Annotated in this window: 24 protein-coding genes and 1 pseudogene; 18 read left to right on the top strand and 7 right to left on the bottom strand. The window is 37.8% G+C overall.

The annotated features are described in order from the left end of the window. The first annotated feature begins 5 nt into the window (after positions 1-5). Positions 6-305: a thymidylate synthase gene (gene thyA / locus V7097_RS09875; protein ID WP_438824221.1), complete on the top strand. Its 300-nt coding sequence runs from the start codon at positions 6-8 to the stop codon at positions 303-305. Between the two features lie 68 nt (positions 306-373). After that, on the top strand, positions 374-868 hold the full coding sequence (locus tag V7097_RS09870) for a dihydrofolate reductase (RefSeq protein WP_335703438.1): 495 nt from the start codon (positions 374-376) through the stop codon (positions 866-868). Between the two features lie 19 nt (positions 869-887). Here V7097_RS09870 and trhA read toward each other — a convergent pair whose 3' ends face one another. Beyond that, on the bottom strand, positions 888-1,562 hold the full coding sequence (trhA, locus tag V7097_RS09865; protein ID WP_335703437.1) for a PAQR family membrane homeostasis protein TrhA: 675 nt from the start codon (positions 1,560-1,562) through the stop codon (positions 888-890). A gap of 205 nt (positions 1,563-1,767) precedes the next feature. Between trhA and ilvA the strand changes: the two genes are divergently transcribed. The 3 genes from ilvA to V7097_RS09850 all read left to right on the top strand — a co-directional run bounded on the left by ilvA (position 1,768) and on the right by V7097_RS09850 (position 4,662). After that, positions 1,768-3,039 (top strand): threonine ammonia-lyase IlvA, encoded by a 1,272-nt coding sequence (ilvA, locus tag V7097_RS09860; RefSeq protein WP_335703435.1) that lies wholly within the window; start codon positions 1,768-1,770, stop codon positions 3,037-3,039. Between the two features lie 389 nt (positions 3,040-3,428). Then, positions 3,429-3,680, top strand: a complete 252-nt coding sequence (locus V7097_RS09855) for a DUF2535 family protein (protein WP_335703434.1) — start codon at positions 3,429-3,431, stop codon at positions 3,678-3,680. Positions 3,681-3,819: 139 nt separating this feature from the next. After that, positions 3,820-4,662, top strand: coding sequence for a DegV family protein (locus tag V7097_RS09850; RefSeq protein WP_335703433.1), 843 nt, complete (start codon positions 3,820-3,822; stop codon positions 4,660-4,662). A gap of 439 nt (positions 4,663-5,101) precedes the next feature. Here the strand turns inward: V7097_RS09850 and V7097_RS09845 are convergent, their stop codons facing one another. The 3 genes from V7097_RS09845 to V7097_RS09835 form a co-directional block, all read right to left on the bottom strand. Continuing rightward, positions 5,102-5,581 carry a PCYCGC motif-containing (lipo)protein gene (locus V7097_RS09845; RefSeq protein WP_335703431.1) on the bottom strand — a complete coding sequence of 160 codons (480 nt, stop codon included), beginning with the start codon at positions 5,579-5,581 and terminating at the stop codon, positions 5,102-5,104. Between the two features lie 233 nt (positions 5,582-5,814). Beyond that, positions 5,815-6,102 carry a hypothetical protein gene (locus tag V7097_RS09840; protein WP_335703430.1) on the bottom strand — a complete coding sequence of 96 codons (288 nt, stop codon included), beginning with the start codon at positions 6,100-6,102 and terminating at the stop codon, positions 5,815-5,817. 14 nt (positions 6,103-6,116) lie between these two features. After that, positions 6,117-7,340, bottom strand: a complete 1,224-nt coding sequence (locus tag V7097_RS09835; protein WP_335703569.1) for an MFS transporter — start codon at positions 7,338-7,340, stop codon at positions 6,117-6,119. 268 nt (positions 7,341-7,608) lie between these two features. Between V7097_RS09835 and V7097_RS09830 the strand changes: the two genes are divergently transcribed. The 5 genes from V7097_RS09830 to cysC are packed head-to-tail and all read left to right on the top strand — an operon-like array spanning position 7,609 to position 11,393. Next, positions 7,609-8,376 (top strand): phosphosulfolactate synthase, encoded by a 768-nt coding sequence (locus V7097_RS09830; protein ID WP_335703429.1) that lies wholly within the window; start codon positions 7,609-7,611, stop codon positions 8,374-8,376. Next, entirely contained in the window at positions 8,361-8,921 is a 561-nt protein-coding gene (locus V7097_RS09825) for a histidine phosphatase family protein (RefSeq protein WP_335703428.1), read from the top strand. The genes V7097_RS09830 and V7097_RS09825 overlap by 16 nt, the downstream gene beginning before the upstream one ends. Next, positions 8,902-9,609 (top strand): phosphoadenylyl-sulfate reductase, encoded by a 708-nt coding sequence (locus tag V7097_RS09820; protein WP_438824220.1) that lies wholly within the window; start codon positions 8,902-8,904, stop codon positions 9,607-9,609. The genes V7097_RS09825 and V7097_RS09820 overlap by 20 nt, the downstream gene beginning before the upstream one ends. A 25-nt stretch (positions 9,610-9,634) precedes the next feature. After that, entirely contained in the window at positions 9,635-10,783 is a 1,149-nt protein-coding gene (gene sat / locus V7097_RS09815) for a sulfate adenylyltransferase (RefSeq protein ID WP_335703427.1), read from the top strand. Positions 10,784-10,793: 10 nt separating this feature from the next. After that, positions 10,794-11,393, top strand: a complete 600-nt coding sequence (gene cysC / locus V7097_RS09810) for an adenylyl-sulfate kinase (RefSeq protein WP_335703426.1) — start codon at positions 10,794-10,796, stop codon at positions 11,391-11,393. A 30-nt stretch (positions 11,394-11,423) separates the two neighbouring features. Here the strand turns inward: cysC and V7097_RS09805 are convergent, their stop codons facing one another. Then, the gene (locus V7097_RS09805; protein WP_335703425.1) at positions 11,424-12,044 is read right to left on the bottom strand and encodes a YitT family protein; all 621 of its coding nucleotides are present in this window, start codon (positions 12,042-12,044) and stop codon (positions 11,424-11,426) included. A gap of 179 nt (positions 12,045-12,223) precedes the next feature. On the opposite strand from V7097_RS09805, the gene V7097_RS09800 reads away from it, so the two are divergent. Next, complete coding sequence (locus V7097_RS09800; RefSeq protein ID WP_335703567.1) at positions 12,224-12,814, top strand: SCO family protein; 591 nt, start codon at positions 12,224-12,226, stop codon at positions 12,812-12,814. Between the two features lie 46 nt (positions 12,815-12,860). Here V7097_RS09800 and V7097_RS09795 read toward each other — a convergent pair whose 3' ends face one another. Next, the gene (locus tag V7097_RS09795; RefSeq protein WP_335703423.1) at positions 12,861-13,010 is read right to left on the bottom strand and encodes a hypothetical protein; all 150 of its coding nucleotides are present in this window, start codon (positions 13,008-13,010) and stop codon (positions 12,861-12,863) included. A gap of 144 nt (positions 13,011-13,154) precedes the next feature. Here V7097_RS09795 and V7097_RS09790 point away from each other — a divergent pair, with 144 nt between their 5' ends. From V7097_RS09790 to V7097_RS09765, 6 genes are all read left to right on the top strand, one after another. Beyond that, a complete protein-coding gene (locus tag V7097_RS09790; protein ID WP_335703422.1) occupies positions 13,155-13,706 on the top strand; it encodes a YkoP family protein in 552 nt (183 codons plus the stop codon). Positions 13,707-13,779: 73 nt separating this feature from the next. Further along, on the top strand, positions 13,780-14,625 hold the full coding sequence (locus tag V7097_RS09785; RefSeq protein WP_335703421.1) for a metallophosphoesterase: 846 nt from the start codon (positions 13,780-13,782) through the stop codon (positions 14,623-14,625). A gap of 188 nt (positions 14,626-14,813) precedes the next feature. Further along, positions 14,814-15,596 (top strand): SGNH/GDSL hydrolase family protein, encoded by a 783-nt coding sequence (locus V7097_RS09780; RefSeq protein ID WP_335703420.1) that lies wholly within the window; start codon positions 14,814-14,816, stop codon positions 15,594-15,596. Positions 15,597-15,620: 24 nt separating this feature from the next. Then, a complete protein-coding gene (locus V7097_RS09775) occupies positions 15,621-16,202 on the top strand; it encodes a YpmS family protein (RefSeq protein WP_335703419.1) in 582 nt (193 codons plus the stop codon). A gap of 97 nt (positions 16,203-16,299) precedes the next feature. Then, a complete protein-coding gene (locus V7097_RS09770) occupies positions 16,300-16,791 on the top strand; it encodes an SRPBCC family protein (RefSeq protein WP_438824219.1) in 492 nt (163 codons plus the stop codon). Positions 16,792-16,850: 59 nt separating this feature from the next. Then, positions 16,851-18,095 carry an aminopeptidase gene (locus tag V7097_RS09765; protein WP_335703418.1) on the top strand — a complete coding sequence of 415 codons (1,245 nt, stop codon included), beginning with the start codon at positions 16,851-16,853 and terminating at the stop codon, positions 18,093-18,095. A gap of 107 nt (positions 18,096-18,202) precedes the next feature. On the opposite strand, the pseudogene V7097_RS09760 reads toward V7097_RS09765, so the two are convergent. Continuing rightward, a pseudogene (locus V7097_RS09760) lies at positions 18,203-18,721 on the bottom strand (HD domain-containing protein). Positions 18,722-18,872: 151 nt separating this feature from the next. Here V7097_RS09760 and V7097_RS09755 point away from each other — a divergent pair. After that, positions 18,873-19,619, top strand: a complete 747-nt coding sequence (locus V7097_RS09755) for an AAA family ATPase (protein ID WP_335703417.1) — start codon at positions 18,873-18,875, stop codon at positions 19,617-19,619. Positions 19,620-20,162: the final 543 nt, after the last annotated feature.

The following is a 20,162-nucleotide window of genomic DNA, read 5'->3' as shown; positions in this document are numbered from 1 at the left end:
AGATCATGTCAGGCGACCTTTTTCTCGGAATTCCTTTTAACATCGCAAGCTATGCGCTGTTAACTCATTTAATCGCATACGAATGTGGTTTAGAGGTAGGGGATTTCATCCATACCATAGGGGATGCCCATATTTACACAAATCATATCGAGCAGGTTAATTTACAGCTTAGTCGTGAACCTCGTCAGTTCCCAACTCTAAAGTTAAATCCGGCTGTAAAATCGGTTTTCGACTTTGAAATGGACGATATTGAAATCGTGGGATATGAACCACATCCAACAATTAAAGCACCAGTTGCCGTTTAAAGCATTTCTATTTCAAAGATCCTAAGGTATAATCGACCTTAGGATCTTTTTTTGTGAGGATGATTAAAATGATTTCATTATTACTAGCAATGGATAAAAAGCAATTAATCGGTAAGGACAATGATCTTCCATGGCGGTTACCAGCAGATTTAGCCTATTTTAAAAGAGTGACAATGGGGCACCCAATCATTATGGGACGAAAAACATATGATTCAATTGGACGACCTCTACCTGGGCGAGAAAACATTATCGTTACACGTGACACTTCATACAAAGCAGAAGGCTGTAAAGTTATTCATTCTATAGATGAGATAGTGAAAATGAATGATGAGACTGATCAGGAGTTATTTGTGATCGGTGGTGCCGAGATTTTTAAAGAAATCCTTCCATATTCAGACCGACTATACATAACCGAGATCGAAGAGGTATTTGAAGGGGATACTTATTTCCCAGAGTTTGATAAAGCCGAGTGGAAGGTCATTTCAAAGGAAAAAGGCATCAAAGACGAGAAAAATCCATATGAGTATACGTTTTTCGTATATGAAAAAAACCCGCAGAACTAAAATCTGCGGGTTTCCTTTTTTAAGATATAAATGGTACATCGACGACATAAAATAGCACGGAGAAAAACATCGCGGCACTTCCTGCTAACACGAACAAATGCCATATCGCATGGTTAAACGGTAGCTTTCTCCATAAATAAAAAACAGCTCCAACTGTGTACAAAATTCCACCTGTGAGTAACAGCATAATGCCATTGAACCCAATGCTTTCATATAATGGCTTGATACCAACCACTATTAACCAACCCATTAGGACGTAGCAAACCGTTGAGAGAATCATAAATTTTTCTACAAAAAATACCTTGAAGACGATACCGATGACAGCTAGTCCCCACACGATTCCGAAGATTGTCCACCCTAACCATCCTCTTAACGAAACTAATACGAATGGTGTATACGTGCCGGCAATTAATAAATAAATCGCTGAGTGATCTAAGATTGCAAACACTTTTTTGGCTTTTGGATGTGTGGTACTATGTAAAAGGGTTGAGAATAGGTAGAGAAGTAACATTGTTGCCCCAAAGATAGAGAAGCTCACAACATGCCAGACATCCCCATATTTAACAGCAAATACGATTAACAAAACGAGAGCAGGGATGCTTAATAAAACACCGAGACCATGTGTAATAGCATTTGCAATTTCTTCTTTTAATGACTCTTGCCGAAATGTCATAACATTCACCTCATACTCCATTTTTCTTCTTCCCATCATACTGCTAACAAACCCATAATTCAAATTATACTTTATTTAAAAAATGGAAGTGTTTTCATTATAGAAAAGTAATAAAATATTTAGAAAACTTCACTACAGATAGTCTAATTCATGTTATAATGAACAAATTGAATCTTCATTACTGTACTGTGTTGTTGTAGAAATACGAGAAAGGGGATATGGGCTGATGGCACAAGAGGTAAAACAAAAACTAGATGGGATCCATGTAGAGGATATCATAAAAGCGAATCAAACATTGAAGGATGTTATAATCCATACACCTTTACAAAGAAACGAATTACTATCTGAACGTTACGAATGTAACTTATTGATAAAACGTGAGGATTTACAAATTGTCCGTTCTTTTAAAATAAGAGGAGCCTATAACCGAATTAAAAATCTTACTGATGAAGAAATTAAAAATGGAGTCGTTTGTGCAAGTGCTGGTAACCATGCTCAAGGAGTAGCTTTTTCCTGCTTTGCGTTAAAAATTAAAGGGAAAATCTTTATGCCTTCTACAACACCAAGACAAAAGGTCTCTCAAGTAGAAGCTTTTGGTCGTGATTATGTTGAGATTGTGTTGACTGGAGACACATTCGATGATTCTTATGTAGAAGCAGTGGCGAGCTGTGAAAGAGAAAAACGCACATTCATTCATCCATTTGATGATGCTGATGTGATGGCAGGACAAGGAACGGTAGCGGTTGAAATTCTAAATGATTGTGCAGAACCCGTTGACTATGTATTTGCAGCAATTGGTGGAGGCGGACTCATTTCAGGTATCTCAACCTATATGAAGAGTATTTCTCCAGAAACAAAGGTGATTGGTGTAGAACCAGAGGGTGCAGCAAGTATGAAGACATCAATTACAAATGGTCTTGTCACCACTTTGGAGAAAATTGATAAGTTCGTTGATGGAGCAGCTGTTAAAACAGTTGGTGAAAAAACATTTGAAATAAGTAAACAGCTTGTGGATGATATTGTTGTTGTACCAGAGGGAAAGGTTTGTACAACGATTTTGGACTTATATAATGAAAATGCAATTGTTGCTGAGCCTGCAGGTGCATTATCTTTAGCGGCTCTTGATTCGTATAAGGATAAATTAAAGGGAAAAACAGTTGTTTGCGTGCTTAGTGGTGGAAATAATGATATCAGCAGAATGCAGGAGATCAAAGAGAGATCGATGTTGTATGAAGGCTTACAATGCTATTTTATTGTGAATTTCCCACAAAGAGCTGGTGCGTTACGTGAATTATTACTTGAAGTATTAGGCCCAACTGACGACATAACTCGATTTGAATACACAAAGAAAAATAACAAGGAAAATGGTCCTGCATTAGTTGGAATTGAGCTAAAGCATAAAGATGACTACGAAGCTTTATTGAACCGAATGGTGAAAAAAGGGTTTCCATTCCGTGAGCTAAATAAAGAAAGTACATTATTTAATTTATTGATTTGACGCCGATAAATTCATTAAATCAAATTAGCCCCGGTGTATTTGCGCCCAGATTTTAGGCCCACACGATGTGGGTCATAAAGACGTTGCCACAGGAAGTGGCGTTTTTAGTCTCTGATCTTATGCGAGATACAGTGAAACTTTAATCGGGGAAATTTATTTTGCCGATTGTTAGTTGAACCAATCGGGCATTTACTGGTAGTTGTCCTCTATGAGGGCTTAGTACCGGTTAATGCGGGGAAAACTTCCTTTGAAAATCGCAAGTCTCCTCGGAAACTTAACTTTGTTTAGTTGGGGGTTCGCCCAAACTAAAAAAAGTTACATATTTAGACAAAGACGAAAGGCTTGTTCTCATGTATAATAAAAGAAACGGGTGAAAAAGGACTGATAGTTTGCTATTCAAAAGCCTAGAGTTCAAAAATAGTTATGGACAGAAGGTTAAAGTAATTGAAATTCCAGTATTGGAGAAAGGCAACACATATCGCTTTATGCTCGATTTTCGTTTACAGGCATTTTTGTCGAAAATCATGACAAAATCAAGTCCAAATCAAATCTATTCGTTTCGTGATTATTTAAAGAACGTACTAAAATGGACTGATTATGAACGCATTTTTCAACTAGATATTTTAAAGCATAATGCATAGTTTTAGAATGAGCCGATTTTAAAACAATTAAATCGGCTCTTTTTTTGCTTTTAGGCATAAATTATGTGCAATTTACCCGTAAAAAAAGGACAAGCTATTTAATAAAAATAGATGTTTGACAGGCGTAGGAAGTGAATGAATGACAAAGGTGAAAATCGTAACAGATTCTACAGCAGATCTTTCAGAGGAGCTAGTAAAAGAATTAGGTATCTCAGTTGTTCCATTATCCATCACGATTGATGGGGAAACTTTTCTTGACAGAGTGGATATTACCCCACATGAATTTTTATTAAAAATGAAGCAATCAATCGAGCTGCCTAAGAGCTCTCAGCCGGCCGTTGGGCATTTCGTCGAGATTTACGAGCAATTAGGTAGCGATGGCAGTGAAATCCTCTCCATCCACATGACTGGTGGAATGAGCGGTACTGTGACATCTGCTGAAAATGCAGCTAAAATAAGTGAATCAAAGGTCACTGTGATTGATTCCATGTTTATATCAAGAGCATTAGCATTTCAGGTTGTGGAAGCCGCGAAAATGGCAAATGCGGGAAACACAAAGGACGAGATCGTTAAACGAATTGAAGAAATCAAAGAAAATTCAACATTATTTGTAACCGTTGACACATTGGAAAACCTTGTAAAAGGCGGCCGAATTGGAAAAGGTAAAGCGCTGATTGGTTCATTATTGAACATTAAACCGATTGCGTCATTGCAGGATGGTGTCTATACACCAGTGTCAAAGGTTAGAAGCCATGCAAAAATCGTGAAATACTTAAGTGAAAAATTTGTAGAGGATGTAAGTAACAAAACGATAAAAGGCGTGGCAATCGCCCAAGTTGATGCATTGGAACTTGCAAAAAATCTAAAAGATGCGATTAGAAAGCTAACCGGATATACCGAAGTCGATATCGTAGAAACCACACCTGTAATCAGTACCCACACTGGCCCAGGAGCGATAGGGTTTATGTATTACGTTGAATAGATTGCATAAGTGTCTTAGAGTTAATGCTCTGAGGCGCTTTTTGTTTATCGTGGAAAATTGGTGAATATAGACTGCTGACTGTTTTTAATGAGGGTCTCAAGGACAAAATAGGTTGACGTTCTATGTAAAGTGTCTCCGACAAGGCTCCTCAAAGACAAATCTCCTCTATTCTATGAATAAAATGTCTCTGACACAGCTCCTCAAGGACAAAACAGGCTGGTGCTATATGGAAAGTGTCTCCGACAAGGTTTCTTAAAGCCAAAATTCTTCAATTCCATAATAAAATTGTTTATGGCAACACCCCTTAAAGACAAATCTTCTTATGATTCTACACAAATTGTCTTTGATACTTAAAGATAATTCCTACCTCAAGTACTTCTATATTGTCTGCGACTAAACACAAAAAATGACGTGTGTGAGCAAATCACACGTCATTTTCTTAGATTTCAGGCATTGGAGTTGGTGTTGGATTAGCATAGCCCTCTTTATATGTTTCGTCAATCATTCCACGAATTTCGCTTGGTGATTTACCCTTGGAATACTCCATTACGGCTGTAGCCGCAATTTCTAGACATACCATACATTTTGTACCGTGATCATCCCATACAATTGCATCGCCTTTGTTTTCATGAACAAAGCAATCATAATTATCACGATGGCCTACAGAATCAGCGCAACCACAATAGCAAGGCATTGATTCTAAAAGATCTTGATGCATAGCAGCAGCTTTATAAATTGTCACCATTTCCTCTGATTTACCATCTAAAAAATCCGGCATTACATCAATTGAGGCAGTTTGCACGCGTTTATCTCCCATTACATGTTCTTGGTCGCTGGACTCATGACCCTCATCGTTTTGAGAGCATCCAATCAATCCAAACACCAGTACAAGCGTAAGAAAGACACATATCTTTTTCATAATAAACAACCTTTCGTTATCTATGTAAGCCCATTTTAACATATAGAAAGTGCACACTGAATGAATTCACCATTTTGTCAAAATAAGAAAGGTGTAAGACACCCGTATTTCGGCGACAAGCACATGATAGGCGCTGATAGTAAGCGCCTTTTGCCTTCAGACGTTTAGATTGTGATCTCTAGCCGATGCCTTCTAAAACTAGACAAGCAAAAAGGACATCGTGACCGATATCCTTACTTACCTTCAGATTCTTCATCTGATAAATCTAATTTTTCTCCTCCGATTGAAATGTAAGAGAGAATATCTAAGTCAGGCTTTGCCTTCGCCATTCCTTGAATGTATGGTGTGATGGTATCTTTGAAATCTTTACTAACACCGGTTTCCTCACAATGCCCATAAACATACATTTTTTTATCATCAAAGAAGAACGCAATATAGCCGAGTGCCTTCTTATCTTGATTGACTATATTTAAAATTTGGCATTCTTCCTTGATCAACTCTGGGGAAACAAATATTTGCAAGACTATTCCTCCTTTTACGTTAACTGTAATTTTTTGAACAGAGAATCATTTGTTTCCTTACTAGGGTTTTTCTTTTTCACTCGTATCAAAATCATACATAACAGTCCAACGACTAGTGTCAACGATGCGGTGGTTAAGAACATACCGGCACGAGACCAGTTCATGAGCCAGCCATAAATAGGGGGACCAATTGCCACACCTAAAAATCGAACAGACCCATAAAGAGATGTAACGAAACCACGCTTTTCGGTTGAAACTGAACCCGTGATAAAGCTATTAATACACGGCAATACCAGACCGGTTCCGATACTGCTAATTGCTAATACGGCAATAAATGGAATCAGACTTTTAAAAAAGACCAATAACGCGAATGACACCGTCATGAGAAATAACCCAATAATGATTAGTTTTTTCATTAAAGGCATCTTTTTACCAATTTTACTTCCGGTAATGTAGGAAGTCGTCGTCATACATAAAAGGGGAATGGCTAAAATCGCTCCTTTAAGAACGCCATCTGTATCATAGGTTTTCTCTAGTACATCGGATAAATAAAAGAGAATCCCAAACAGGGTGAATAAGCAGGTTGCACCAGCCAAATAAGCTGTGAATAACCATCTACCTTCGTTTTTAAAGACGGAAAACAATCCACGAACATATTTTTTAAGAGGTGGTGGTTCTTTCTTTTGCTTTTTTTCTTTGACAAAGAACATTGTAAGAAGCACGGAAATTAAACAAAAAATTGGGAAAGCGAAAAAGGCTGCATACCAAAATAATAGCGCAAGTAATGAGCCAATTATCGGCGAAATAACCTTACCGAATCCGTTTGAGGCTTCAACTAGTCCTAAGACACGGCTTTGTTTTCCACCCTTAAATAAATCACCTGTTAGTGCCATTGCGATAGGTGCTGTTCCTGCTGCCCCTATTCCCTGCATAACCCGACCAGCCATGATCCAATAATATGGACTAGAAAACCAAGCTGCAGCTAGCCCAGCTAGTAGTCCACCTGTACCGTAGAGAATGAGTGCAGGTATGATAACGGCCTTTCTAGAAAATCGATCGGAGAAATAACCAAGCAATGGGATTGAAACCGCTGCTGCAACTGAGAATGTAGTAATGACAAGACTTACCTGGAATTGACTTATATCTAGTTCTTTTTGCATTTGAGGTAAGACAGGAATGAGCATCGAATTACCAAGTACAAGGATAAGTGGAATTGAACTAATCGCAACAATTGTCATTGCTGAATTCTTTTTGCTGGACAAGTTTTTGCATCTCCTTATAGAACGGTTTGAAATTAGAATCAATTAATGCTTTACTATTTTTTCAAATTCTTGTGATACCTATTCTGTTAGTAGTTTCCAGTTGAAAGAAGCATTAGAAAAGCCCATTCTATACACCATTTACCTATTTTTGAATAACATAGCAACTGTAAGAAGATGGGTGTTTGTAACAAAAAAGATTTAAACAAATGGTTAAGCGCCTGTTGATAAAGGAGGAGTTATCCCTATGGACTTTCTAAATGTTCCATTGCGAACAAAGGGAGAACGAAGCTATGGAATTACCTCAATTGCTGATTTTGGGACGCCAGTTGGCCTAGTGGAGGCGTATTTACGTGATTATCATGCGTATATAGATATCGCGAAAATCGGAATTGGCTCCGCTTATGTGACCCCGAACCTACAAGAAAAAATCAATCTTTATAAAAAATATAACGTTATTCCATATTGTGGTGGAACGCTTTTTGAAAAATGCTTTGTCCAGGATAAGCTTGACGAATATGCTGAATGTCTCGGGAAGCTTGGTATTGAATGGATTGAAATTTCAAATGGTACGGTGGATATTCCACTTCATAACAGGCTTTCCCTCATCAAAAAACTTAAAAAGCAATTTAATGTGATTGCTGAAGTAGGATCGAAGGATCAAGACAAGGAAATGCCGTTATCTGAATGGGAGCATGAAATTAACCTGCTATTAGCAACGGGCTGTAAATATGTCATTACGGAAGGAAGAGACTCAGGTACTGCCGGTATTTACAACGCTTCAGGCAATGTAAACATGGATTTGATTGATCAAATTTCGAAAAACATTGACATTCAAAAGTTAATTTTTGAAGCACCGACACCTAAGCAGCAAATGTTTTTCATCAACCAATTTGGCACTAATGTCAATCTTGGAAATGTCAAAATTAATGATGTACTTGTGTTGGAATCACAAAGATTAGGCTTGCGGAGTGAAACCTTTTTCATGGGGGAGAAGACATGGAACTTACCCTAATCAGGCATCTACCCACAGAATGGAACGTGAAAGGTGTTCTACAAGGTATTCGCGACATCCCTATACTAGAAATAAGTAATGCTAACAAAGAGGTTATTGAAAAAAACAAACAACAGCTAAAAAAACAGTACTCCTTGATTTTAACGAGTGCCTTAACCCGAACACAACAAACCGCAAAGGCCTACGGGTATAGGCATTATGAAGTTGAGCCTTTGTTGAATGAACTTCATTTCGGGGAATTTGAGGGGAAAGAAAAAAAGTATCTTATAGAATCACATAAAAATACTTGGTATACAAACCCAAGTGAAATTGTGCTGGGAGAAAAGTTTTCGGACCTAGAATCTCGGATGCTCGCATTTTTAGAAAAATACAAGGAATACGAGTCGATTTTAGTGTTTGGGCATGGGTCCTGGATACGAGCATGCCTATCCTACCACAGATTTGGCAACATCAATAAAATGAATCAGCTCAATATAAAAAATAATCAGTTGCTTACAATCGAGGCTAGAGAGGAGGAATTAGAGATTGGGCGTAATCACTTATGATAACTGGAATGAGGAAAACGTTTCGGATGTTGTGAAATGCAACAAGGACTATTACGGCATTTTAAAGTGGTCATATAACACATATTCAGCTGAAGATATTGTGTATGCATGCAGCTTTGGGGCGGAAGGGATTGTATTAATCGACCTCATTTCAAGGGTTAAAAAGGACGCAAGAATTGTCTTTTTAGATACAGGGCTCCAATTTAAAGAAACATATGAACTCATTGATAAAATTAAAGAAAAATATCCGACTCTCTCTATTGAATTAAAGAAGCCGGCATTAAATCTTACAGAGCAGGCAAAAAAACATGGTGATGAATTGTGGAAGACGAATCCAAATTTATGCTGCCAAATTCGGAAAATAGAGCCTTTAAAAGAGGTTCTTACAGGTACGAAAGCGTGGATATCTGGATTGCGGCGCGAACAGGGACCAACTCGCAGAAATACGGAATACCTAAATAAGGATGAAAAATTTAAAAACATCAAGATTTGTCCACTTATTCATTGGACGTGGGATGATGTTTGGACTTATATCAAGCTAAACAACCTACCTTATAATGAATTGCACGACAAAAGCTACCCGAGCATCGGCTGTGCACCTTGTACGAACCAGGTGTTTAATGGCGACTTGCGCTCAGGCAGATGGGCAAATTCCGATAAAACAGAATGCGGGTTACATGTGAAATAACGATTGGGTAATGGAGGTTTTGAAAGTGGCATTAAGTAAACCGCATGGCGGTACATTGGTTAATCGTTTCAATCCAACAATAAACCATGAGGAAATCGATAAGCAAATTGAACTTAGCAACATGGAGTTAAGTGATTTGGAATTACTTGCTGTAGGGGCATATAGTCCGCTTGAAGGCTTTGTAGGAAAGGCCGACTACGAATCGATTCTTCATTCGATGAGACTTGAAAATGGGCTAGCGTGGTCAATTCCAATCACATTGGCCGTAGACCATACAGCAGCAAAGAAAATATCAATCGGAGAGAAGGTTCGATTGATTCAAAATGGGGAAATTTACGGCATTATCGAGGTAACAGAAAAATATATTCCAGACAAAGAAGTGGAAGCTTTTAAGGTGTACCGGACCACAGACTCGGCTCATCCAGGTGTGAAAAGAGTATATGAAAGACCCAACGTTTATATTGCTGGGCCGATTCACCTTGTAAAACGTCCAAAGAAAAAGAAGTTTGAAACCTTTTATTTGGATCCAATCGAAACAAGAGCGGTATTTGAGCACTTAGGCTGGAAAAAGGTGGTGGGTTTTCAAACAAGAAATCCTGTTCATCGTGCACATGAATACATTCAAAAATCTGCTTTAGAAGTCGTCGATGGGTTATTTTTAAATCCATTAGTTGGAGAAACGAAAGCAGATGACATTTCGAGTGATATTCGGATGGAAAGCTATTTAGTACTCCTTGAAAAATATTACCCAAAAAACAGAGTATTCCTATCTGTATTTCCAGCTGCAATGCGTTATGCTGGTCCAAGAGAAGCGATTTTTCATGCATTAGTTCGGAAAAATTATGGCTGCACACATTTTATCGTAGGACGTGACCATGCGGGTGTTGGAAATTACTATGGTACCTACGATTCACAACATATTTTTAGCAATTTTACGGAAGAGGAATTAGGAATCTCGCCATTATTTTTTGAACATAGCTTTTTCTGTAAAAAGTGCGGGAACATGGCATCCGCCAAAACATGTCCCCACAATAAGGAAGACCATGTGATTCTATCAGGGACAAAGGTACGTGAAATGCTAAAATCTGGAAAAAAACCACCAAAGGAATTTAGCAGACCAGAGGTAGTCGAGGTCCTCATTCGAGGCATGGCTGAACAATATACAAAGATATAAGGTGGCTAATATGGGCGAAGAACAGAATATTATATGGCATCAATCAACAGTAACGAAACATGAGCGACAACGACAAAATCAACATAAAAGCTGTGTGATTTGGTTTACGGGACTTTCAGGGTCTGGTAAATCATCCTTAGCAAATTCCCTTGACCAAGTGCTTTTTTCAAATAAGGTGCAAAGTTATGTCCTTGACGGGGATAATATTCGGCACGGATTAAATGCAGGGCTTGGTTTTAGCAAAGAGGATCGTAAAGAAAATATTCGCCGAATCGGTGAGGTTTCAAAGCTATTTGTAGAAAGTGGGCAAATCGTCTCGACAGCATTCATTTCACCATTTCGAGAAGATCGAGAACAGGTAAGAGAATTGTTTCCTGATGGGGAATTTATTGAGGTTTATGTAAAATGTCCAATCTCCGTTTGTGAAAATCGTGACCCAAAGGGCTTATACAAAAAAGCAAGAAATGGAGAGATCTCCGAATTTACCGGAATAAGCTCCCCATATGAAGAACCGAATCAACCAGAATTGGTAATAGAAACAGACCAATTTACCATCTCGCAATCAGTTGAAACGATTATTGACTATTTAAAACAAAGGGCAATTCTTTAAAGTAAGAAAGTCAAGTCTCGCTTTCTTACTTTATTTTTTTCTCCAACCGAGCTGGTGTGTTGCGATAAAAGACGGTGCTCTAAGGTGATAAATAAAATCGATGATATTCGTTGATATGGTTTGACAAAGAATCGCAAAGAAAACGATTCGAATATCAATGACAGATGCTGTTATTAAGAAAATGAAAAAGTTCATCCAAAGCATAACTTTGCCTGGTGACCAATCATTGTATTTTGCAATCATTAACGTCGGGATGACCATTCCACCGCTAGAAGAGCCACTTCGAATTAAAAGTCCGACACCCACACCAAAAATCATCGCTCCACATAATAGGTCAAGCCAGAAAAAGGGTGTAAGGAAAGAGCCAAGTGTTGACACAAAACTAACAGTTACTGAAGTGATTGTAACTGCAATCATCGTTTTCACAGTCCAGGAGAATCCGAAATATTTTAATGCTAGTATTAAAAAGGAGAAATTGACAATCCAAAGGGACATGCCTAATGGGAATTGTGTCCAATGATTCATCAAGATCGCTAGTCCAGCGGCACCACCGGAAGGAATGTTATGAGGAAATAAGAATAAGGACATACCAAGCCCCTGTAAAACTGCGCCAATAACGATACAAAAATAAGTAATCACCACTTTAGGCATTTATCAACATAACCTTTCTGATGACGATAATAGGACCTCATAAAGCGTAACCTCCTGAAACTCACTCTCCTTGTCCATTTTATGTTGACAGGCTATTCAATATGTTCAAAAATTGTTCACAGCTATTTTAGTTGTAAGTTTGTCACATTTTCTTTAGAATGAGATATTGAATGAGAAAAATGATGAATGCAGGTGAAAACGTGAAAAAAATAAAATTTTTAGTTGTGGTTGCACTTATTCTTGTTTTAACTGCGTGTGGTAGTGGGATTCCCAATGCGTTAAATTATGAGGTTTCCGATTTCTCGTATGTGGATCAGAATGGCGAAGACTTTAGCCTGAAGGATTTAGAAGGGAAAGTTTGGATTGCGGATTTGATTTTTACAAATTGTGAAACAGTTTGTCCGCCAATGTCAGCTCATATGGCTAAGCTTCAAGGCATGGTGAAAGAAGAGGGACTAGATGTTGAATTTGTTTCCTTCTCAGTTGACCCTGAAGTGGACACACCTGAAGTCCTGAAGGAATATGCAGAAGGCTATAGTGATGATTTATCGAACTGGCATCTGTTAACAGGTTATACCATAGATGAGATGACCGTATTTGCAAAAGACAGCTTTAAAACAATAGTTGCTAAACCTGAAGGAGAAGACCAAGTTATACATGGAATCAAGTTTTACCTAGTTGACCAAAATGGTAACGTCTTGAAGGATTACGATGGGGTTTCAAATACGCCGTATGAAGAAATATTAGCCGATATTAAAACAATTCTATAGGTTGGAAAAAGGACTCCGGGCTGGAGTCCTTTTTGCATGACTACACTTATTCTTCCGTCAACTGTGCGCTGTCCACAACTATCGTCTCAAGCTCTTTCCAGAACAGCTCGTGGCTTGTGAAGGTGAGGCAGCCGCTTGAGATTTGTTCTGGAAACTCCTGTTTCGCATCAGGTTGAACATCGCGTTCTTTTTTCATAAGAATACCTCATTTCGTATTATGCTTTGTTGAACATAGTTTTAAAAAAGATTCTCCCTCTTATCCTGCCTTACTTTTCCAAAATAAATTTCACCTGAATTAGAGAAAATGAAAATGTAAATGAATGTTAAAGGGGATTAGTTAATGCTCGCGAGAATGAAGCTGTGTGTGATTACCATTTGGACGATTCTTGATCCGATTTATTATGCATTCACTAGGCTAACATATGTAGAGGATAATGAGATTTTACGGGTGAAAGTGACAAAATACAAAGGTCGGTCATGTGTTCTTGCAGATGGAACTGAAATTAAGAAAAACGATTTATTAATTAAAATCCACCTGCATAATGTGATCTTGCTAAGGGAGCTACTTCGTCTAAAAAGTGAAACATCAAAGGCAAGGCTCGTTTATAAGCAAGTTAAGCAAGCATTGCCAGGTGTTGCTGACTATCTCCATAATCATCCAAAGAAGAATGACATAAAAGGAATCATTGGCATTACTGCGTTAAACAAGGGTAGTAGGAGATTAGGATTTGAAACGATAAAGATATCAAACAAAATCTATCTCTGGTTTAAACTAATTGTGTTTCTTCCAATGTATTATATGGCTGTTTCGAATATTTCAACGCAAAGTCTCCGTAGACATCCAATGTATTTATTTATGTCTAAAGATACACTATTTGAATTGTATCGATAAGGTATCCATTCATTACCACTAACTTTTCGAATTCTATTATTTATAATGGAAGGAGAAAAGGTGGTGTTTTTTTATGAAAATTTTTATCGTTCTTATTACTATTATGATTGTTTTCTATTTTCTTAGAAAAGCAAATAAAAACACATACAACGTGAATTTGAATAAAATTGATGTTAATCCAACCCAAGGATTTGTGAATCCATTGCAAATTAATGTTCTCCACCTATCAGACTTACATCTTGAAAACCTATCAATTACTCCTGGAGAATTATATAATAAAGTCAAAAATGAAAAGATTGATTTAATTGCGATTACAGGTGATTTTTTAGATCGCAAACGAAGTATTCCGAAGCTAATTCCGTATCTTGATGTTTTTAATAGACTAGCCCCGATACATGGTGTGCATGCGGTGTTTGGTAATCATGATTATTTCCTAAAAAAGAAGAACTTTGAAAAATTAAAGGAACTCTTAGAGGAATATGGAGTTAAAACATTTCAAAATGATAATGAGTCACTCCTGATTAATGGACATCGTTTAAATATTATTGGGATCGATGATTATAGTACGAAACGAAGTAACTTGAAAGAATCCTATGCGTCATTAAAGGCCGGCTATAATCTTGTGTTAACCCATGATCCAAACCTTGTATTGCATATGAAGGATTATCATTTTGATTACTTGTTATCGGGTCATTTTCATGGTGGACAAATTTGTTATCCAAAGCCCTATCACTTGGTGAAAATGGGGAAACTTGTTAGAATGAATATGATAAAAGGTTTCCATACTCATGATGGAAAGCCATTTTACATTAATGAAGGTTTAGGACAGACGGGAGTTAATATTCGTGTAAGAAGCACCCCCGAAATTACTATTCATACTTTAACGCTTGGAGCAGAAAGTGCTAGTAAAGCTATTTAAAGCAAAGACGTCCATCCCGACGTCTTTTTCGGCATCTTTTTGAATTGGACAAATTTTTTAGACGATTAAAAATATTACTTTGAGTTCATAATTTTTTGTAGAAACTGGAATCGTTAAAGGTTTTTTTACGTATGCTATAATACTATACTTGTAGACAAAAGTTACAAATGGAAATGGAGGTGACCAGATTGAACAATCCATTTTTGGCCATTATTATTACTAGCTTATTGATTAGTGGATGTTCTGGGGGGATGACTGCAACAACAGGTATTGCCACCAGTAACCATGATACTGGTCTAACTCCGAAACGGGAAATCCCGGATGATTTTATCCCGAAAGATCTTCATATTGCCTCAATCGGCGATTCTCTTACAAAGGGTGTTGGTGATGAAAAGAAGCTTGGGGGCTATACTTCCTTACTAGAGGAAAAGCTGCTTGGTGAAAAAGATGTTAAATCAGTTACTTTAGAGAATTTCGGTGTAAAAGGGCATAGAACATCAGACCTTTTAAACCGTTTGAAGAATGAGAAAGTACAAGAAGGGATTGCCAATGCGGACATCATTATCATTACTATTGGTGGTAATGATATAATGAAAATTGTAAAAGAAAATCTCTTTGATTTATCATTAAATGTGTTCCAAAAAGAACAAGAAAAATATGAAGTTCGCCTCCATAAAGTGCTTGAAACGATCCGGAACAATAATAGAGATGCAGAAATTGTACTTGTTGGTCTGTACAATCCGTTTGGTTGGTTTATTGATCTTTCTACTGAAACTAATACAATTGTTGACAATTGGAACGAAGGAAGTAAAAACATTCTTTCTGAATTTGGCCATACTAAATTTGTATATGTGGATGATGTATTTAGCCAATCAAGTGATAATCTATTAGCAGAAGATGAGTTTCATCCAAACTCAAAAGGGTATGAATTGATGAGTGAGAGGATTTTTGAAGCAATCCTGTTGGAGTGATTTCCTTCGTAGAGGAGGTCTTTGATGAAAATAAAAAATAAATGGAAGGTTTTCTTTTTTACACTGCTTGCGATTAATCTCGTCTGTGTGCTCGTTTTTTTGGGGTTAATTTTTGCACCGAATAAAGAAGTGACTCCAAATAAAAAAGTTGTTTCGAAGGATCATGTGAATCTATCTGTTGAAACGAATAAAGAGGACCTTACCAGGGTTATCAATAACTTTTTGAAAAAAGAGGCTAAAGATAATCCGCTAAAGTATAAGGTGCTGTTGACGGAGCGGGTGATGCTGCTCGGGCAGATAACGGTATTCGGTAAAGAGATTGATATGGTGATGACGTTTAAGCCTGAGGTGCTTGAGAACGGGGATTTGCTACTTCAGCAGGAAGCCTTTACTGTTGGTCAAGTGAGCCTACCGGTAACGTTTGTGCTACGTTACATTAATGACTATTACAATCTACCGGAGTGGGTTCTGATTGATCCGAATAAACAAGAAATCTATGTCTATTTGTCTGAGATGAAAATGAAAAGCGACACGAAGGTTGAGGTTGATACCTTTAATTTAAGTAAGGACGAGTTAAGGTTCAAATTACAGGTTCCAATAGACTAGTGAGCAAATCAATGATTGGTTTGCTTTTTTTTATTATTGTTCACGTCAAATTATAAAAAATGGTTTTTATAATTGGTTTTTTAGGGTTATGATTTTAATGGGATCCAAAATCAATAAAAAGAAGATTATTGAAAGTGAGTTGTGTAGGATGATATCTGAAATAACCTCAAAAATGCGAATAGAAAAGCCGGTAAATGAGGTGTTTGACGCATTAGTGAATCCGGAAAAAATCGGGAACTATTGGTTTTCATCTGGGTCTGGTCGATTGGAAGAAGGAAAGAAGATTACATGGCGTTATCAGGAATATAATGCTGAATTAATGATTAAAGTAGTAGAGGTAGAAGAAAATCAAAAAATTGTGTACAAGTGGGGGGAAGGTGAGCATGAAACTACGGTGACTTTATTACTAACTGTAGAGCAGAGTGGAACCACAGTGTTAGCTGTAACGGAATCAGGTTTTAACACTGATGACCCTGAAATCATAAACATTTTACTAGGTCAAAAAGAGGGCTGGATGTATATGCTCACCTGTTTAAAGGGATATTTGGAAAATGGCATTTCTACGCTAAGAGGTTCTTTAATTCATTAGTATTTTCAAAACGAGTTATGCTAGTATAATGATGTACATATGTTATTGGGGGTAATATTATGGTTCTACCGAATTTTGAAGAGAATTTACAAAAGTATGCGAGGCTTTTAGTAGCAAATGGACTAAATGTGCAAAAAGGTGATTGGGTAAAAATGACAATTACAGTTGATCAAGCACCACTTGCTCGCCTTGTGACAAAAGAGGCTTATGCCTTAGGAGCTGAAAAAGTCATCATAAAATGGTCTGATGACGAAATTTCAAAAGAGCATTATCTACACCAGCCAGAAGAGGTGTTAACAGATATACCTGAGTACGAAATTCAGGAATCTGAGGATCATGTTCTAAATCATAACGTTTGTCGACTATCCATTGTTTCAAGTGACCCAGGTTTTTTAAGTGGAGTTGATTCTGCTAAAATTTCTGCTTTCCAAAATAAGGCGGCGAAAGCCTTCAAAGTACAGCGTGTCGCTACACAAAACAATGATTTAAAATGGACAGTCGCAGGTGCAGCTGGGGCAGGCTGGGCTGCAAAAGTATTCCCGGATTTAGCAACATCTGAGGAACAGGTAGATGCACTTTGGGATCAAATTTTTAAAACATGCCGAGTGTATGACGACGATCCAGTTGCAGCCTGGGAAGAGCATACAAAAGCTTTAAATGAAAAGGCGGCAAAATTAAATGAAATCCAGTTTGATGCACTTCATTTTCGTGCACCAGGAACAGATTTGAAACTTGGCTTACCTAAAAACCATATTTGGGATAGTGCAAGAAGCTATAATCCAAATGAAGAAGAATTTATTGCAAACATGCCTACTGAAGAAGTGTATACGGCTCCAGATACACACCGAATGGACGGAGTAGTTCGCAGCACGAAGCCATTAAGCTATGCGGGTACATTAATTGAGGGCATCGAAGTTCATTTTAAAGATGGAAAAATTGTTGACATCTCTGCGGAAGCTGGAGATGAGATCATGAAGAAATTAGTATTTGATAATGAAGGTGGAACGGGTCTTGGTGAGGTAGCGTTAGTGCCAGATCCATCGCCAATATCACAGTCTGGTATCACGTTCTTCAATACATTATTCGATGAAAACGCGTCAAATCACCTTGCTATTGGTGCCGCATATCCAACGAACCTTCAAGGTGGAACGAAAATGGATGAAGATGAGTTAAAAGAAAATGGCTTGAATGTTTCAACAGTTCATGTTGATTTCATGATAGGCTCAAGCGAAATGGACATTGACGGCATTAAAGAAGATGGCACTGTTGTTCCGATTTTCCGAAAAGGAGATTGGGCGATTTAATGATGGAGTCCAAGGAAAGGCTTTTATAAAGCTATTTCTTGGGCTTTTTTGCTTGTCTGAAAATTTGTCAATGGAGTTTGATGCTATTGATGGATTGTTAATTTGCATTACTGGTTATTCATTTCTTCCTCAACGAAAGCATCTAATTTGGCAATCATTTTCTTTGCTTTGTCCTCATCAATTTGACGATAATGATGAAGACCTCCTTCTTCTTCATCCATCTCATCAGCAAGCTTTGTGATTGCTTGAAGAGGTGTACGCTTGATAAAGCCTTCCTCGATGTAAGAGTCCGTGTGGAATAATATCGCATAGGCAATTTCCTTTGCATATTTCGGATTTTCACCTAATCGAATCAATAATTTATGGGCACGTTCCGCACCTTTGATGGCGTGAATGTCATTTTCCTTGTACAGACGATAATCCTATTTTCCATTTTTATACCATGTGTAATGCCCCATATCATGAAGCAATGCGGCCTTCGTTGCTAGATCCACTGAAACATTTCGCTCCTTGGCCATTTTAAACGCATGATAAGCGCAAGCGATAGCATGAGCCTTCCCCGAACGAGACAGGTACTTTTGTGCAATCCGATGATTAAAGATCTCTGTTAATGTAACATATCTCATTTGTATGGCCTCCTAAAAAAAGAAATTTTTTGAATTTTATCATGGATAAGAGATATTATCAAGATATAATAATCCAATTTGGTTGGAAATGGGTGGAAGAATTTAGCGAGCGTGTTAAAATGGTTGTAATAAGCTAGTGTGGTGATTTGATATGTTTTTACGAAGTGTGAAAGTAATGGAGGAAAAAATACAAAATTGGCGAGAATATCCTTTTTCAATTCCAAGTATTAGGGGGCTTAATACACTCGATTTTCATGAGTCAGTGACGTTTTTTGTAGGTGAAAATGGGTCTGGAAAGTCCACTTTGCTTGAGGCAATCGCTTATAAGTGTGGTTTTAATACCGGAGGCGGCGGAAGGAATAATTCCTACACATTTGAAGATGCGACTCCAGCTTTAAGTGAGTATATTCGTCTTTCGTGGATGCCGAAAATCAACCAGGGTTTCTTTTTGCGTGCAGAAAGCTTTTTTCAGTTTGCCTCGTATTTGGATCAGTTGGCCGATGAGGATCCTACTTTTAATTATGAGGGGTATGGTGGTAAGTCGTTGCACGTGCAGTCCCATGGCGAGTCATTTTTGTCTTTATTTTTGAACCGGTTTGGCAATCAAAGCATTTATCTTCTGGATGAACCTGAGGCGGCTTTATCTCCAGCACGGCAGCTTGCGTTTTTGCGAGTGATTCACGACCTGGCAAGAGGGGGAGAAGCTCAATTTATTATTGCGACGCATTCCCCGATTTTACTGGGGTATCCTGGAGCTCAGATTTACAATTTTGATGCATCACCGATTGAGGAAATAGAGTATCAGGATACTGAGCACTATCAAATCACTATGGGCTTTTTAAATCGACCTGAACGTTATTTGGAGGAATTATTTCGCGAGGATGAAGAGGAAGAGTAGAATGTGGGTGAGTGATTTAGGGGGCTAACGTACCATCTGTATGCTATTCTTGAAGGGGAGAGTGTACGATAAAGCGTTATGCATACCCTCAGTTTGGTAATTTCGAAGAGTGGGGGTATGATTAGGAGATATTCGTGCCTTCAGTTTGGTATTATCGAAGAGTGAGGGTACGATTAGGAGATATTTGTGCCATCAGTTTAGTATTATCGAAGAGTGAGGGTACGATTAGGAGATATTTGTGCCCTCTTTTTGGTATTTTCAATGAGTGAGGGTATGATTAGTTGTTCTTCGTGCCCTCGTTTTGGTATTATCAGAGCTTGTGGGTATGATTAGCCACTATTCATTCCAGTAGCCTATTACTTTATCAAAGATTAGGTTAATATAAAAAATAGACTACCAAAGGGGTAGTCTCAGAGTGTCGACAAAAGGCATTTGGGAATTCTCTTATTCCCAAATGCCTTTTATTTTTTTCTTTTTTATCATAAATGGTCATTATTTTTGGTATATACCGTCCCAGCTTGCATATCATTTATGCAAGCTCTG

It is taken from the genome of Bacillus sp. JJ1562, from assembly GCF_036962705.1.
Taxonomy (GTDB): Bacteria; Bacillota; Bacilli; order Bacillales; family Bacillaceae_L; genus Ferdinandcohnia.
This window is presented reverse-complemented; position numbering and strand designations above follow the sequence as displayed.